13 protein-coding genes and 1 riboswitch are annotated in these 16,681 nt (G+C 66.7%); of the genes, 6 read left to right on the top strand and 7 right to left on the bottom strand.

The features are described 5' to 3' along the window. Positions 1–77: 77 nt before the first annotated feature. Positions 78–185, bottom strand: a riboswitch (glycine riboswitch). 98 nt (positions 186–283) lie between these two features. Together GU920_RS10005 and gltX are read right to left on the bottom strand one after the other, a co-directional pair. Next, the gene (locus GU920_RS10005) at positions 284–1,684 is read right to left on the bottom strand and encodes an MATE family efflux transporter (RefSeq protein ID WP_161766882.1); all 1,401 of its coding nucleotides are present in this window, start codon (positions 1,682–1,684) and stop codon (positions 284–286) included. 94 nt (positions 1,685–1,778) lie between these two features. Further along, on the bottom strand, positions 1,779–3,107 hold the full coding sequence (gene gltX, locus GU920_RS10000; RefSeq protein ID WP_161766881.1) for a glutamate--tRNA ligase: 1,329 nt from the start codon (positions 3,105–3,107) through the stop codon (positions 1,779–1,781). A 90-nt stretch (positions 3,108–3,197) separates the two neighbouring features. On the opposite strand from gltX, the gene GU920_RS09995 reads away from it, so the two are divergent. After that, positions 3,198–3,650, top strand: a complete 453-nt coding sequence (locus GU920_RS09995) for a metallopeptidase family protein (RefSeq protein WP_161767343.1) — start codon at positions 3,198–3,200, stop codon at positions 3,648–3,650. A gap of 190 nt (positions 3,651–3,840) precedes the next feature. Next, entirely contained in the window at positions 3,841–4,782 is a 942-nt protein-coding gene (locus tag GU920_RS09990; protein WP_161766880.1) for an MBL fold metallo-hydrolase, read from the top strand. A 441-nt stretch (positions 4,783–5,223) separates the two neighbouring features. On the opposite strand, the gene GU920_RS09985 is transcribed toward GU920_RS09990, so the two are convergent. Then, on the bottom strand, positions 5,224–6,891 hold the full coding sequence (locus tag GU920_RS09985) for an NAD+ synthase (RefSeq protein ID WP_161766879.1): 1,668 nt from the start codon (positions 6,889–6,891) through the stop codon (positions 5,224–5,226). 135 nt (positions 6,892–7,026) lie between these two features. Here GU920_RS09985 and GU920_RS09980 point away from each other — a divergent pair, with 135 nt between their 5' ends. Further along, a complete protein-coding gene (locus tag GU920_RS09980) occupies positions 7,027–8,571 on the top strand; it encodes an MORN repeat-containing protein (RefSeq protein WP_161766878.1) in 1,545 nt (514 codons plus the stop codon). A 138-nt stretch (positions 8,572–8,709) separates the two neighbouring features. Here the strand turns inward: GU920_RS09980 and GU920_RS09975 are convergent, their stop codons facing one another. Both GU920_RS09975 and GU920_RS09970 read right to left on the bottom strand, forming a co-directional pair. Next, entirely contained in the window at positions 8,710–10,239 is a 1,530-nt protein-coding gene (locus tag GU920_RS09975) for a cryptochrome/photolyase family protein (RefSeq protein WP_161766877.1), read from the bottom strand. Between the two features lie 85 nt (positions 10,240–10,324). After that, positions 10,325–10,987 (bottom strand): SDR family NAD(P)-dependent oxidoreductase, encoded by a 663-nt coding sequence (locus GU920_RS09970; RefSeq protein WP_161766876.1) that lies wholly within the window; start codon positions 10,985–10,987, stop codon positions 10,325–10,327. Between the two features lie 280 nt (positions 10,988–11,267). On the opposite strand from GU920_RS09970, the gene GU920_RS09965 reads away from it, so the two are divergent. Next, on the top strand, positions 11,268–12,842 hold the full coding sequence (locus GU920_RS09965) for a 2-isopropylmalate synthase (protein ID WP_161766875.1): 1,575 nt from the start codon (positions 11,268–11,270) through the stop codon (positions 12,840–12,842). Between the two features lie 28 nt (positions 12,843–12,870). Here GU920_RS09965 and GU920_RS09960 read toward each other — a convergent pair whose 3' ends face one another. Together GU920_RS09960 and GU920_RS09955 are read right to left on the bottom strand one after the other, a co-directional pair. Further along, positions 12,871–13,170, bottom strand: a complete 300-nt coding sequence (locus GU920_RS09960; protein WP_161766874.1) for a pentapeptide repeat-containing protein — start codon at positions 13,168–13,170, stop codon at positions 12,871–12,873. A gap of 84 nt (positions 13,171–13,254) precedes the next feature. Further along, positions 13,255–14,010: a hypothetical protein gene (locus GU920_RS09955; protein ID WP_161766873.1), complete on the bottom strand. Its 756-nt coding sequence runs from the start codon at positions 14,008–14,010 to the stop codon at positions 13,255–13,257. Between the two features lie 264 nt (positions 14,011–14,274). Between GU920_RS09955 and GU920_RS19500 the strand changes: the two genes are divergently transcribed. Beyond that, positions 14,275–15,414, top strand: coding sequence for a Hint domain-containing protein (locus GU920_RS19500; protein ID WP_235933215.1), 1,140 nt, complete (start codon positions 14,275–14,277; stop codon positions 15,412–15,414). Positions 15,415–15,628: 214 nt separating this feature from the next. Continuing rightward, positions 15,629–16,666 carry a rod shape-determining protein gene (locus GU920_RS09945; protein ID WP_161766872.1) on the top strand — a complete coding sequence of 346 codons (1,038 nt, stop codon included), beginning with the start codon at positions 15,629–15,631 and terminating at the stop codon, positions 16,664–16,666. Positions 16,667–16,681: the final 15 nt, after the last annotated feature.

Genomic DNA, 16,681 nt, shown 5'->3' with positions numbered 1-16,681 from the left:
CCTCTGTCCCTGTCCTTGCGGACGCCTGAGATCGTTATCCCTTCGGCGGGCGCCTCCGCGCCACTCTCCAGAGTTCTTCGCCAGCAACGGTCCCTGTTGCCTGAGAGTTTACCGGGGCGGTTGCTCCTTCGGCACCGGCTCCCACGGGCTTTCCCCCGCGCGCCGGATTCTCCCGATGCTGATAGCGCTGTGGTAACCCGACCCGCCCCCGTCAGGCAAGCAGAATGACGGATACGACGGTATACAGTCGCCCAGCGACACCGCCCTCAGGCCGGACAGCCTCTCACGCCGCCCGCCCCGCCATCCGCCCCGCGGCCACCCGGTCCACCACCCGCAGCGCCAGCCAGACCGCCAGCAGCCCGAACAGGATACCCCCCACCGCCTGCCCCACCAGCACGCCCTGCGCGCCCCATCCCTGCCCCAGATACCACGCAAAGGGCACCGTCCCCAGCGTGTGCCGCCCCCAGTTCACCATGGTGGATTGCAACGCCGCGCCAAGGTTGTTGCAGGCCGCATTGGCCACGAAGATCAGACCGTTGAAAAAGAACAGCAAACTCAACGGCCCGCAGAACAGGTAGATCAGATCGCGCGTCAGCCCCTCCGCATGGAAGGCATCCGCAATCGCCCCGCGCGCCAGAAACAGGATGCCCGACATCGCCACGATCACGATCCCGGCGAACAGGATGGAATCCCAGAAGGCCCGCCGCACCCGGTCCATCTGTCCCGCGCCAAGGTTCTGCCCGATGATCGGCCCCACCGCCCCCGACAGCGCGAAGATGATGCCAAAGGCCACCGGCGTCAGACGCCCCGCAATGGCCATCCCTGCCACCGCCGCCTCGCCATAGCCCGCCACCATCCGCGTCACCACCGCCTGCCCGACAGGCGTCGCAAGCTGCGTCAGGATCGCCGGTCCCGAAATGGCAAAGATCGGCACGGCCGCCAGCCAGAGGCTCCGCCCCGAAGGCCGCCCAAAGCCGCCGTAATGCCGCCAGATCGGCCACAGCGCCATACCTGCGATCGCCGCCCGCGACCCCCACCCCGCCAGCGCCGCCCCCGTCAGGCCCATATCCGCCCACAGGATCAGCACCGGATCCAGCGCCGCCAGCACCACCGCGCCCCAGACCGTCACCATCATCCCGCGCCGGGCATCCCCATGCGCACGCAGCACCCCCGCCCCGATCATGCCGATCATCAGCAAGGGCTGCGACGGGATCAGCACCCGCAGATAATGCAAGGCCTCCTCCGCCGTCCCGCCCGTGGCGCCCAGAACCGCCACGATCTGCGGCAACACCGCCCAGACCACCGCCGCAAAGGCCGCACCAAAGCCTGCGCCCAGAACCAGCCCCTCCGTCGCCCGCTGCCGCGCCAGCGCGATGTCCCGCGCCCCCACCGCCCGCGACACCAGCGCCGACACCCCCACCGAAAGCCCGATCCCGAAGGCCGTGGTGAAGAACAGCACCGCCCCGGCATAACCGATGGCCGCCGTCTTCGCCGCATCCTGCAACCAGGAAATGTACAGAAGATTGATCAGATCGACGACAAAGATCGCCATCAACCCGACCGACGACGTCAGCGACATCACCGCCACATGCCGGAACAGGTTGCCCGACACGAACTTGCCCTGCACCCCCGCACGGCCGGCCTCGATGACCTGACCTGCGCCTGTTTCATCCACAGAAGTCATGCCGTTTCACCTTGGCCCAAATACCCAATCAACGCCCGCCAAAGGCACGCCGCCTGCCGCAAGCGCCCTGAATTTTCGCAGGAAATTCGCCCTCTCAGCCCGCCCGCACCACCTTGAGCAGCGGCATCACATCCGCCATCTCGGGTCCGTTCGCGCGCCCCGTCAGCGCCTTGCGCAACGGCATGTAAAGCTGCTTGCCCTTCCGCCCGGTCGCGGCCTTCACGGCCTCGGTCCACTCGCCCCAGGTGGAATTGGTCCAGGGCCGCGGCGGCAGCATCGCCATGGCCTGCCGGATGAAATCCTCATCCCCCGCTTCCACCATCGGCTCTGCCCCGTCGCGGAACAACGCCCACCATTCGCCCAGATCGTCCAGTACGGTGATGTTGCCCTTGGCCACGGTCCAGAAGGCCTCCGCCTCAGCCTCCGGCACGCCCAGCGCGCGGATGCGCTCGGCCACGGCGGCAAAGGGCAGCCCCTGCACATGCGCCCGCGTCAGCGGGAACAGGTCCTCGGCATCGAACTTCGTCGGCGCCGCGCCAAAGGAACCCACATCGAACCCGTCGATCAGATCCTGCATGGACGAGGCCAGTTCCACCGGCTTCGAAGACCCCAGCCGCGCCATCAGCGACATCAGCGCCAGCGGTGCCACGCCCCGCGCCCGCAGGTCGCGCAAGCTCAGCACGCCCAGCCGTTTGGACAATTCCTCGCCCTGCGGCCCGGTCAGCAGGCTGTGATGGGCAAATTCCGGCGGCGTACCGCCCAAGGCCTTCATGATCTGGATCTGCGTGGCGGTATTCGTCACATGATCCGCGCCCCGCACGATATGCGTGACCCCCATATCCACATCATCCACCGACGAGGCGAAGGTATAAAGCACCTGCCCATCCGCCTTGATCAGCACCGGGTCCGACACGCTTGCCGCGTCGATCGAGATATCCCCGATGATCCCGTCGCGCCATTCGATCCGCTCCTGATCCAGCCGGAACCGCCAATAGCCCTGCCGCCCCTCGGCGCGGTAGGCGGCCTTCTGGTCCTCGGTCAGGTGCAAAGACGCCCGGTCATAGACCGGCGGCCGCCCCATGTTCAGCAGCTTCTTCCGCTTCAGGTCCAACTCGGTGGGCGTCTCGAAACATTCATAGAACCGCCCCGCCGCCTTCAGCTGCTCGGCCGCTTCCGCATAGCGCGCCAGCCGCTTGGATTGCTGCTCCACCCGGTCATAGCGGATGCCCAGCCAATCGAGGTCTTCCTTCAGCCCGTCGATATATTCCTGCTTCGACCGTTCCTGATCCGTGTCATCCAGCCGCAGAATGAAGGTCCCCCCCGCCTTGCGGGTGATCAGGTAATTCATCAGCGCGGTGCGCAGGTTGCCCACATGGATGTATCCGGTGGGCGATGGCGCGAAACGGGTGGTGACGGTGGACATGGGAAAAGGGCTCCGTTGGACCCCCGTTCCTCTTTCACAGGCGGGCGCTTTTGTCCATATCTGGGGGGAAAGCGAGGGCGCCCCATGACCATGGCCGACACATCCGCCGACACCGCCGATCCCGCCGATCCCCAGTCCCCCGGCTGGGACGCCTTTCCCGCCCCGGACCTTGCGCTCTTCGAACAACTCGCCCGCGATGCCGTGATCGCCCTGCCCCAGCCATGGCGCGACGCGGCGACACAGGTCGCGCTGCGCGTCGCGGATTTTCCGCCCGATGACGTGCTCGAGGCCATGGGGATGGAAGACCCCTACGAATTGACCGGCCTCTACGAGGGCACGCCGCTGACCGAAAAGTCGGTGATGGACCAACCCACCCAGCCCGATACCGTCTGGCTCTTCCGCCGCCCCATCCTCGAAGAATGGATCGACCGCGGCGATGTGGGCCTCGGCGATCTCATCTCGCATGTCGTGGTGCATGAACTGGCCCACCATTTCGGCTGGTCCGACGACGACATCGCTGCCATCGACCCGTGGTGGGAATAGGACAGCTTCCCATCCGCCCCGCCCACTCCACCGTCGCAAGCCCCGGCCCGCTGCCCCGCAACGGGCCGCAGCATCCGCACATGACCTGTGCGCCGCTGCAAAGCACCTGACACAAGCGTGACTCGCCCCGGCACCGCCCACCCCTATCTTCACCAACGGGACAAATCTCATTCTGATACCGGAGGAAGCCATGACGACCCTGACGCGCCGCAATGCGCTGTTTGCCGCCGCCGCCCTGCCCGCCGCCCTGCCCTTTGCCGCACCTGCGATCCTGTCGGCCCGCCCGGCGCTGGCCGCCGCACCGCAACAGGGCGTGGCCACCGCGAACTTCCACCGCGTGAAGCTGGGCGGCTTCGAGGTGACGACGATCCTCGCCGGCACCCGTCCGGGCGACAAGCCGCAGGAAACCTTCGGCATGAATGTCAGCGCCGAGGAATTCGCCGCCGTCTCCGCCGCAAATTTCATCCCCGCCGACCGCAGCTTCACCTTCTTCACCCCCGTGGTGGTGAACACCGGCGCGGAACTGGTGCTGTTCGACACCGGCCTTGACGCCGCCGCCACCACCGCCGCGCTGGCGGCCGCCGGGATCACGCCCGACCAGATCGACATCGTGGTTCTCACCCACATGCATGGCGACCATATCAGCGGCCTGTCCAATGACGCGGGCGAGGTGACCTACGCCAATGCCCGCTATGTGACGGGCGCCGTCGAACACAACACGTGGTCCACCGCGGGCGACGAAGGCTTTGACGCCAAGGTCGTGCCGCTGAACGAAAAGTTCACCTTCCTCGATGATGGCGGCGCGGTCGTCTCAGGGATCACCGCGATGGCGGCACCGGGCCATACGCCGGGCCATTTCACCTATATGCTCGAATCCGACGGCGCCCGCATGGCGCTGCTGGCGGATACGACCAACCACTATGTCTGGTCGCTCGCCCACCCTGATTGGGAAGTGCGCTTCGATCAGGACAAGGCACAGGCCGCCGCCACCCGCCGCACCGTCCTTGGCATGCTGGCCGCCGACAAGATCCCCTTCTCGGCCTATCACATGCCCTTCCCCGGCATCGGCTATGTCGAGACGAATGGCGACGGCTTCCGCTACGTCCCGGCAAGCTATCAACTCTTCCTCTGATGCAGCCGCGGGGGAGGGGCACCCGCCCCTCCCCCGCACCCCCTCCCTTTCCCACATGATCGAACCCTTGGCATGACAAGGCCCCGGCCTTGCCCGCGCCTATGGCGCGCGAGTGCCGTTTACGATCCCCACGGACATCCCCCGTCCCTTGACCGACGCGCCGCCGCTTTTGCCCGTCGGCAAGACATCCTGTTGTCGCGGGGCACGCGGCGAGGGCTAAGAAACGCACGATCCTCATGCCGACCGGGCCGTGGCACCCCGCCCTACCCCCGGGGTTCCACCCCGGACCCCGGGGGTATTTGAGCCAAGATGAAGGGGCGGGTTGCACCTTTTTTGGGATGATGCCGCTTCATCTTGGCCCAAATACCCTGGGGGTGAGCCGCCAAGGGCGGCGAGGGGGCAAGGCCCCCTGCTGTCGCGCGTCACAGGCGATACGCGCGGTTACGCGCCGCTGCTGCCATCCCGCCAGCGCATCACCATCGGATAGCGGCGATCGAGCCAGAAGGCCTTCTGCGTCAGCCGCACCCCCGGGGCGGCCTGAAACCGTTTCCATTCCGAGGTGTAGAGGAGATGCTCCACCCGCTTCACCGTGGCAAGGTCGTGCCCCTGCGCCACGATCTCGGCCACGGCAAGCTCTTTTTCCACCAGCCCTTCAAGGATGGCGTCGAGGATGTGATAGGGGGGCAGGCTGTCATCGTCACGCTGGTTGGCCCGCAACTCGGCGCTCGGCGGCTTGTCGATGATGCGGGGCGGTATCACCTCGCCCCGCGGGCCGCGCATCCAGGGGCGGTGGTTTTCATTCCGCCAGCGGCAGGTGTCGAACACCCGTGTCTTCCACAGGTCCTTGATCGGGTTATAGCCGCCGTTCATGTCGCCATAGATCGTGCAATAGCCCACCGCCACCTCGGACTTGTTCCCCGTGGTCAAGAGCATGGCCCCGAACTTGTTCGACAGCGCCATGAGCAGGAGCCCGCGCAGACGCGACTGGATGTTTTCCTCCGTCACTCCCGCCTCTGTCCCCGCAAAAAGCGGCGCCAGCGCCGCCCCCACTGCCGCCTGCGGCCCGCTGATCGGGATCGTGTCCAGCCGCGCCCCCAGCCGCCGCGCACAGTCCGCCGCGTCTTCCAGCGAGTGGGACGAGGTAAACTCCGACGGCAGCATCACGCAATGCACGTTTTCCGGCCCCAGCGCATCGGCGGCAAGGGTGGCGACCAGCGCCGAGTCGATCCCCCCCGACAGGCCTAGCACCACGCGCGAGAACCCCGATTTCGCCAGATAGTCGTGCAGGCCCATGGTCATGGCGCGGTAATCCGCCTCGGCCACCGGGGGGATGGGCGCGATCTGGCCCTTTTCGGCCCGCCACCCCTCGGCCCCGCGCAGGAAATCCACATGCGTCACGCAATCGTCGAATTGCGGGAACTGCACCGCCAGATGGCCGCCCGGGTTCAGTACCATGGAACAGCCGTCGAACACCTGATCGTCCTGCCCGCCCGTCATGTTGAGGTAGACCAGCGGCAGCCCCGTCTCGATCACCCGTGCCACCATCAGGTTCAGCCGCAGGTCAGGCTTGCCCCGGTGATAGGGGGAACCGTTCGGCACCAGCAGGATCTCGGCTCCCGTCTCGGCCAGCGTCTCGGCCACATCGGCGTGCCAGCTGTCCTCGCAAATGGGGGTGCCGATCCGCACCCCGTTCACCACATAGGGGCCATGCACATCGGCAGGCGCGAACAGCCGCTTTTCATCAAACACCCCGTCATTGGGCAGATGATGCTTCAGCACCGTCGCCGTCACCTGCCCGCCCTGCAGGATGTAATAGGCGTTGTAGAGCCGCCCCTCCCGCCGCGCGGGCCCCCCGATGCCCAGCGCCGGGCCATCCGCGCAGTCGCGCGCCAAGGCCTCGATCGCGGCAATCGCCTCGGTCACGAAGGCGGGCTTCAGGATCAGATCCTGCGTCTGATAGCCGGTGATGAACATCTCGGTCAGCGCCGCCATATCGGCCCGCGCGGCCTTTGCCTCTGCCCAGACGTCGCGCGCCCGTGCAGCATTGGCCGCAATCGCCCCGACCGTGGGGTTCAACTGCGCCAGCGTCAGACGGAAGGTATCGCTCATGCGCAAAAATCCCCTGTTCCTGCCAGTGGTTCTAGCAGAACGGCGGCCAAGGGAAAGGTGCCCGGCTTGCGGCGATCCGGACCGGCGGCTAGGCTGGCGCGCAACGGCGGGAATACGGGCAGACAGGCGGCGCGCATGCAGAACAGTCAGGCAATTCGGGCAGTCCTCCTTGCCCTCACCCTCGCCGCCGCGCCGCCCGCCCACGCACAGGATGAAGGCGAGGTCATCACCAAGCAATACGATGACGGATCGGTCTATGAGGGCACCTTCCGCAACGGCCTGCAGCACGGCACCGGCACCTATCGGCTGACCAACGGCTTTGAGTATTCGGGGCAATGGCAGGATGGCCAGATCACCGGCACGGGCCGCGCCACCTATCCCAACGGTTCGGTCTATGAGGGGGCCTTCGTCGCGGGCAAGCCCGAGGGGCGCGGCAAGATCACCTATCCCGATGGCGGCAGCTATGAGGGCGACTGGGTCGCGGGCGCCATCACCGGCACGGGCGTCGCCCGCTATGCCAATGGGTCGGTCTATACCGGCACCTTCAAGGATGGCAAACATGACGGGCGCGGGGTGATCGAAGGGCCGGGCGGCTATCGCTTCGAAGGTCTCTGGGTCGCGGGCGAGAAGGAAGGCGAAGGCCGGATCACCTATCCCGACGGCGCGGTCTATGAGGGCGCCCTGCGCGCGGGCCAGCGCAGCGGGCGCGGCACCCTCACCCTGCCCGACGGCATGACCTATGTGGGCGACTGGCGGGATGGCCAGATCAACGGTCAGGGTCGCCTCACCCAGCCCGGCGGCGATGTCTATGAGGGCGGCTTCCGCGACGGGCTGAAAGAGGGGACCGGCACCCTCACCTATGCCAATGGCGATGTCTATCAGGGTGCCTTCCGCGCCGACCGCCGCAACGGTCAGGGAACCTTCCGCAGCCGCGACGGCTTCCGCCTCGAAGGCGTCTGGACCGACGGCCGCCTGACCGGGCCGGGCAAGCTCACCTATCCCGATGGCGCGGTCTATGAGGGCGCGCTGGTGGATGACCGCCCGCAAGGCCGGGGCAAGATCACCTATGCCGACGGATCCACCTATGAGGGGGACTGGGCCGCAGGCGTGATCGCGGGCACGGGCGTGGCGACCTATGCAGACGGTTCGGTCTACGAGGGAAGCTTCGTCAACGCCAAGCCCGAAGGGACCGGTCGCATGACCCGCCCGGATGGCTATGTCTATGAAGGCGCATGGAAGGCCGGCCTGCGCGACGGCAAGGGCAAGGCGACCTTTGCCGATGGCGCGGTCTACGAGGGCGATTTCCGCGCCGGTCTGCGCCATGGCACGGGACGGCTGACCCTACCGGACGGGTTCGTCTATGAAGGCGCCTGGGCCGATGGGGACATCCACGGTCAGGGCCGCGCCACCTATCCGGGCGGCGACACCTATGAAGGCGCGTTCGAGCGGGGCAAGCGTCAGGGGGCGGGCAAGCTTACCTACGCCAACGGGCAGATCGCCGAAGGCAACTGGCTGAACGGCATCCTCGTCGCCCCGCCTGAGGCGCAAGTGGGGGCAGCCCAATCCGGCGTGCAGACGGACCCCGCAGCCTCCGACGCGCCCGCGGCTGAGGCGGATAGTCAGACCCCCACAGACCCCGCCCCCCAGACCACCGGGCAAGGCACCGCCGCACAGGACTGACGCAAAGCCCGGTCCTTGCGGCAAAAACCCCGAAGGCCTGCACCCCGCGCAACAGCCGCCGCAGTGCACCCCCGATTTTTCGTAGGAAAATCGCGAACCCGGGCCACGATTTTCCTCCGAAAAATCGGGGGGCGAGGGTTACACCGCTTCGCCTGCGTCCAACCGCGACAGGAAGGCCTCCGCCCCCGCCAGAACCCGCGACCGATGTCCCTCGTCCATCCTGTCCCAGGTCCGATACATCTGCGCCATCCTGGGGTTGGCGGCGAAGCGCTCGCGGTGGCGCAGCAGGAAATCCCAGTAGAGCAGGTTGAACGGGCAGGCCCGATCCCCGACCTTTTCCTTCACCCGGTAGTGGCAGCCACCGCAGTAATCGGACATGCGGTCGATATAGGCGCCCGAACTGACATAGGGCTTTGACCCCACCACGCCGCCATCGGCGAACTGGCTCATGCCGATCGTGTTCGGCGCCTCGACCCATTCGAAGGCGTCCACATAAACCGACAGATACCATTCATGCACATGGGCCGGGTCCACCCCCGCGAGCAGGGCAAAATTCCCCGTCACCATGAGCCGCTGGATGTGATGGGCATAGGCCATGTCCCGCGTCTGACCCACGGCATGGCCCATGCAGGCCATCCGCGTCTTGCCCCCCCAATAGACCGCAGGCAAGGCGCGGGCATGCCCCAGCGCATTGCGCCCCATGTAATCGGGGCCCTCCAGCGCCCAGATGCCGCGCACGAATTCCCGCCAGCCGATGATCTGCCGGATGAACCCCTCCGCCGCATTGATCGGCACGCGCCCCGCCTGCCATTCCGCCTCGATGCGCTGGCAGATCTCCATCGGCGACAGAAGGCCCAGGTTCAGATAGGGCGAGATCAGCGCATGGCTCAGCGTCGGATCGCCCGCCAGCATCGCATCCTGTTCATCCCCGAATGTGGGCAAGGCGTGGCGCGCGAAATGCTCCAGCGCCACCAGCGCATCGCCCCGCGTCACGCCCCAGCCAAAGGGCCTGAGCGCCCCGAAATGCGCCGCAAACCGCGCCTCGACCAGCGCCAGCACCTCTTCCGTCACCGCATCCGGCGCGAAACGCGGCGGGCGCGGGCGAAACAGATCGGGCTTCGCGGGCTTGCGGTTGTCATGGTCGAAATTCCACTGCCCGCCCGCAGGCTTGTCCCTCTCCATCATCAGCCCGGTCTTGCGCCGCATCTCGCGATAGAAAAACTCCATCCTGAGCTGCTTGCGCCCCTCGGCCCAGGCCGCGAATTCGGCCTCCGAACAGAGGAAACGGTCATCCGGCAGCAGCGTCACCGGCAGAGGACATTCCCCCAGCGCGGCCCTGAGCCGCCAATCCCCCGGCGCGGTGGCGATCACCTCGCGCGCGCCCACCTCGGCCGCGCGGCGGATCAATTCCCCAACGATGCTCTGGCTGTTCTCTGCATCGTCCAGCCGGGAATAGGCCACCCGCCAGCCACCCGCGCGCAGATCATCCGCGAAATGCCGCATCGCCGACAGGATGAGCGCGATCTTCTGCGGATGATGGGGCACATAGGTCCCCTCCGCCATCACTTCGGCCATCACCACCACATCGCCCGGACGCGCGGCGCGCAGCGCGGCCAGATCGGGCGTCAACTGATCGCCCAGCACAAGGATCAGACGCGGCCCGCTCATGCGCCCCTCCCCCGCACCGCGCGCCCCGCCAACAGGGTGCGATTGGGTATTTGGGCCAAGATGAAGCCCATGCCGCAGGACAGGATCACCACGGGATCACCTCCCCCTTCCAGTCGAAGAACTGCCCCGATTGGTCCGGGCCGATCCCGTCCAGCACCCGCAGCAGGTTTTCCGCCGCCTCTGCCGGCGCGACCGTCGGATGGCCCCCCGCATAGGCCGCTGTCAGCGACGTGGCCACCGTGCCCGGATGCAGCGCCACCAGCGCGGCCTGCGGATGCGTCCGCGCCAGTTCCACCGCGCAGGTCCGCACGATCTGGTTCACCGCCGCCTTCGCCGCCCGGTATCCGTGCCAGCCGCCCAGCCGGTTGTCCCCGATGGATCCCACCCGGGCCGACAGCACCGCCACCCGCGCCGGTCGGTCGCGCGGGATCAGCCGCCAGACATGCTTGATCACCAAGGCAGGCCCGATCGCGTTCAGCGCGAATTGCGCGGCCATCGCCGCCCCGTCCAGCGCCCTGACGCTTTTCTCCGGCCGTGCGCCGCCGATCTCCAGCCCGCCCGTCGCCACGAGGATCAGATCGAACGCCCCCTCCTGCGCGCCCAGCACCCGCACGACCGCCGCCTCATCGGTAATGTCCAGCCCATCGACAGAGCGCGACAGCCCCACCACCGCCCATCCCCGCGCCGTCAGTGCCGCCGCGACCGCCCCGCCGATCCCGCCCGACGCCCCGATCACCAATGCCCGCATCCGGCCCCCGCCTATCGCCCCATCTCCAGCGCCGCGACTTAACCCGCCGAAAACCCGCTTCAAGGCGCGTTTTTTGCCTTGCGCTGCGGCAGTTCCTGCGTATCGTCGCGCCCCATGACACGGGACCTGCATATCGCTTTGCTGACGGGCGCGCCTTGCGCCCTGTCTCCCCGTGGCCTGCTTCTCCTTACGCGCCTCTGAGCGTGCCCTTGGGCGCGACCGCTCGGAGGTGGACAGCGCCCAAAGGAAAAGCAGCAGACCGCACAAGGACAAGACACCCATGACCGACAAAAGCACGCAACCCCGCGTCCTGATCTTCGACACCACGCTCCGCGACGGCGAACAGTCGCCCGGCGCCACCATGACGCATGAGGAGAAGTTGGAAATCGCCGCGCTCCTCGACGAGATGGGGGTGGACATCATCGAGGCAGGCTTCCCCATCGCCTCGGAAGGTGACTTCGCCGCCGTGTCCGAAATCGCGCGGCGCGCGAAGAACTCCACGATCTGCGGCCTCGCGCGGGCCAATTTCAAGGACATCGACCGCTGCTGGGAGGCTGTGAAACACGCCCGTTCCCCGCGCATCCATACCTTTATCGGCACCTCGCCGCTGCACCGCGCCATCCCCAATCTGGACATGGACCAGATGGCCGAACGCATCCACGACACGGTAAGCCACGCCCGCAACCTGTGTGACAACGTGCAGTGGTCGCCCATGGATGCCACGCGCACCGAACATGACTATCTCTGCCGCGTGGTGGAAATCGCGATCAAGGCGGGCGCCACCACCATCAACATCCCCGATACCGTGGGCTACACCTACCCGTTCGAAAGCGCAAAGATCATCAGGATGTTGCTCGACCGCGTCCCCGGCGCCGACACCATCACCTTCGCCACCCATTGCCACAATGACCTCGGCATGGCGACAGCCAACGCGCTGGCGGCAGTCGAGGCGGGTGCGCGGCAGATAGAGTGCACCATCAACGGCCTTGGCGAACGCGCGGGAAACACCGCGCTGGAAGAGGTGGTCATGGCGATGAAGGTCCGCAACGACATCCTGCCCTATCGCACCGGCATCGACACGACCAAGATCATGCACCTCTCGCGCCGCGTCTCCACCGTCTCGGGCTTCCCGGTGCAGTTCAACAAGGCCATCGTCGGCAAGAACGCCTTCCTGCACGAAAGCGGCATCCATCAGGACGGCGTGCTGAAGAATGTCGAGACGTTCGAAATCATGCGCCCCGAGGATATCGGTCTCACGCAAAAGAACATCGCGATGGGCAAACATTCCGGCCGCGCCGCGCTCAGGGCAAAACTCAAGGAACTGGGCTACGATCTGGCCGACAACCAGTTGAACGATGTCTTCGTCCGCTTCAAGGCGCTCGCCGACCGCAAGAAAGAGGTCTATGACGACGACATCCTCGCGCTGGTGGCCGATGAACAGACCAACGACGCCCATGACACGCTGGTGCTGAAGAAGCTGCGCGTGATCTGCGGCACCGATGGCCCGCAAGAGGCCGACATGGTCCTGTCCATCGACGGGGTCGATCACCACATCGACGCCACGGGCGATGGCCCGGTCGATGCGGCCTTCAACTGCGTCAAGATGCTCTTCCCCCACAAGGCGCGGCTTCAGGTCTATCAGGTCGCCGCCGTGACCGAAGGCACCGATGCGCAGGCCACGGTTTCGGTGCGGCTGGAAGAAGACGGGCGCCTCGTCACCGGCTCCTCTGCCGATACCGATACCATCGTGGCCAGCGTGAAGGCCTATGTGAACGCGCTGAACCGCCTGATCGTCCGCCGCCAGAAGACCGCGCCGGGCGAGGATGTGAAGACCGTGACCTATCACGGCGAATGATCCGGGCGGGGGCGGCGCAGGCCGCCCCCTACCGCTTCACCTGCCGCCAGAGCGCGATCATCTCCTCCACCGGCACGCCGTCGATCATCACCCCGGTCAGGCGGCAGTTCGTCAGCACTGCACCGGACAGGTTCAGGTTCTCCAGCACTGCGCCGGAAAGATTGACGTCATGCATGTGCCAGCCTGACAGATTGCTGTCATGGAACCGCGCCCCGGACAGGTTGACCTGATGGAACGTCGTGCCGGAAAGATTGGCGTCGTCGAAGCGTGATCCCGACAGGTTGGCATCCTGCACGTGCAGCGTTTCGGTCACCCGATGCAGTTTCACGGTTCTCCCTCCTTTGTCGCCCAGGGGGCCGAATGGCACACCGTCCCACACCGGGCACCCTTTCAATGTTGCACGGCGAAGCCCTCAGACAACGCCGAACCGCGCCCGCACCGCCGCCGCATGGGCGGCCAGCGCAGGCACCCCCGCCCATTGCGCCAGCACGTCCGCCCAGCGCAGCGGCGCAAAGACCACATCCGCCCCCTTCGCGCGGCCCGCGAAAGCCGCCACCTCTGCCGCATGGGCGGCAATCGCACCCGCATCGACGGGCTTGCCATTGGCCCAAGCCGCGGGCGCGGCATGCAGATAGACCAGCACCGCCCCCAGCCCCCACTTGCGCGCCTGATTGCGCAGCCCGTAGGCGTGCTTCACCAGTTGCACCCCATCCAGATGCCGGAACCGCAGCCGCCCTTCCCCCAATTCCGCCCGCAGCGCATCATAAGGGGCCATCCCCGGCCCCCAGTCGCGGCTGTCATAGGCCTCCGAGAAGGCCACCGCCTTCCCCGGGCGGAACGGCTCATAGCGCTTGGCCTCCACCCCCACCAATGTGGTGGCCGTGCTCACCGCCACATCGAGCCAGGGATGCCGCCCGCCCGACCAGGGAAACCGCATCTCGGCCTCGATCTCCACCGCCAGCGGCTGGCCCATCGGCACCCCCGGCAGCGGCGGCAGCAGCGCAGGCCGCCCCAGAAACCAGCCAAAGGCATTGACCGCCAGCGCTGACGAAGATTCCGGGCTGTCGAACTTGCCCGACGCCACCTCGTTTCCGGGGCTGCGCGCCAGGGCGGCAAGCACGGCATCAGCCGGCACATCGGGCAGGAAATCCGGCAAGACTGACCTCATCCGCAACAGGCATCATCGCCCGGCGCATCGACAGCAGAGCCCGCGGCACATGACAAGGCCAAATCCGGCCCTCAAGCCGCCGCCCGCCCTTTCCCGGTCGCCGCACCGTCACAACGGGGGATTGTGCGGCGCGGCACAACAATCGCCCAAAGGTCGGTAAGGCACAGACTTCTGGGCGTAAACCCTATCCTTTTGTCTCTAATTCTCCCTAATTTTGACGCGCTCTGTTGCGACTCCAGAAACAGTAAAGACTGGAGATCTTCGATGCCGCTGACGTTCAACGCGATCTTTCTGGGCAATACCACCACCCGGATCGACCCGACCGAAGGCAATACAAGGGCCGAGAACGCCAATCTCCTCGTGGGGCGCACCTTCGGCTCCACCGCCGACTCGCTGGCGGGGCGCTGGGTCAGCTTCACCTCGGTCAACCGGGGCGGCACCGCGACGGCGCTCGACCAGAACAACAACACCGTCAACGATCAGGCGCGGATCGACAACGGCTCCGGCCCCGTCACCTATACCTTCGATGCCACGGCGATCTATCGGGGCGTCCTCACCTATATGGACGGCACCCCCTCGGCCACGATCGACCTTGTCCTCGCGCAGATGACGAATGGCGATCTTTACCTCGTGCCCGCGCCGAACAACAGCACACCCACCAACGCCGCCCTCACCGCCGATGCCGTGCGCGCGGTCACGCTGACCGGGCTGGTGGGCGATACCTATACCGGCATGGCGACCGACCGGCCGGTGCTCAGCTTCATCCCCTGCTTCACGCGCGGCACGCGGATCGCCACCCCGCAGGGCGACACGCCTGTCGAACGCATCCGCCCGGGCGATCTGGTCTGCACGCTCGACCATGGCCCGCAACCCGTGCGCTGGGTGGGGATGCGCCGCCTCGACGCCGGTGCCTTGCGTGCCAATCCCCGGCTCTGCCCCATCCGCATCCCTGCCGGGGCCTTGGGCGACGGCCTGCCCCGGCGTGATCTCCTGCTCTCGCCCCAGCACCGCGTCCTCGTGCGCTCGCCCATCGCCGCCCGGATGGCAGGCACGTCCGAGGTGCTGGTCGCCGCCTGCCACCTGATTGGCCTGCGCGACATCGCGCCTGTGGGCGATGCCGCGCAGGTGGACTACTGGCATCTGCTTCTGGACCGGCACGAGGTGCTTCTGGCCGAAGGCGCCGCCTCGGAATCGCTCTATCTGGGGGCGCAGGCGCGCCGTGCCATCGGCGATGACTGCTGCACGGAAATCGCGGAACTCATGCCGCATCTTTTCGATCCCGACGGCCCCGCCGCCAGCCCGGAACCCGCGCGATTCCTGATGGCCGGACGGCAGGCCCGCCGCATGGCGCAGCGTCATGACCTCAACCAACAGCAGCTTTACCAGCCCCCGATCGCCGCCTGAGGCTGCAAAAGCACAAGGCCCCCGCCGACCGGCCCGCAGCGGAGGCGCAAAAATATCCGATATCTGCAAGTTCCGGCCCGTCACGCGGAATTGCGCCGCGACCGGCCCTGCGGGGTTTCGCTGACATGGGACTGTCTTTATATGGTCACGCTTGCCTCGGCCTGCGCTGAGTCGCGAGTGCATCTCATATTGCGTGGCACAGGATCACCCCAGCATGTCGGTACTTTCGGGCATCTTCTCGTCGGACATGGCGATCGACCTCGGCACGGCGAATACGCTCGTCTACATTCGCGGCAAGGGGATCGTGCTGAACGAACCGTCCGTCGTCGCCTATCACAGCAAGGACGGCAAGAAGCAGGTGCTTGCAGTGGGCGAAGATGCCAAGCTGATGCTGGGCCGCACCCCGGGCAGCATCGACGCAATCCGCCCCATGCGCGACGGCGTCATCGCCGATTTCGAAGCGGCGGAGGAAATGATCAAGCATTTCATCCGCAAGGTGCACAAGCGCACCACCTTCTCGAAGCCCAAGATCATCGTCTGCGTCCCCCATGGCGCGACCCCCGTTGAAAAGCGCGCGATCCGCCAGTCGGTCCTGTCGGCGGGCGCCCGCCGCGCGGGCCTCATCGCCGAACCCATCGCGGCGGCCATCGGCGCGGGCATGCCCATCACCGATCCCACCGGCAACATGGTGGTGGATATCGGTGGCGGCACCACCGAAGTGGCGGTCCTCTCCCTTGGCGACATCGTCTATGCCCGCTCCGTCCGCGTGGGCGGCGACCGCATGGATGAGGCGATCATCAGCTACCTCCGCCGTCACCAGAACCTCTTGATCGGCGAATCCACCGCCGAACGCATCAAAACCTCCATCGGCACCGCGCGGATGCCCGATGACGGGCGCGGCGCGTCGATGCAGATCCGCGGCCGCGACCTTCTGAACGGCGTGCCCAAGGAAACCGAAATCAACCAGGCCCAGGTGGCCGAGGCGCTGGCCGAACCCGTCCAGCAGATCTGCGATGCGGTCATGCAGGCGCTGGAAGCCACGCCCCCCGACCTCGCCGCCGATATCGTGGATCGCGGTGTCATGCTCACGGGCGGCGGCGCGCTTCTGGGCGATCTGGATCTGTCCTTGCGCGAACAGACCGGGCTTTCCATCTCGGTGGCGAACGAGTCACTGAATTGTGTCGCCCTCGGCACCGGCAAGGCGCTGGAATATGAGAAACAACTGCGGCATGTGATCGACTACGACAGCTGATCCCGTCACGGGTCA

Source organism: Paragemmobacter ruber (assembly GCF_009908315.1).
GTDB lineage: Bacteria > Pseudomonadota > Alphaproteobacteria > Rhodobacterales > Rhodobacteraceae > Paragemmobacter > Paragemmobacter ruber.
This window is presented reverse-complemented; position numbering and strand designations above follow the sequence as displayed.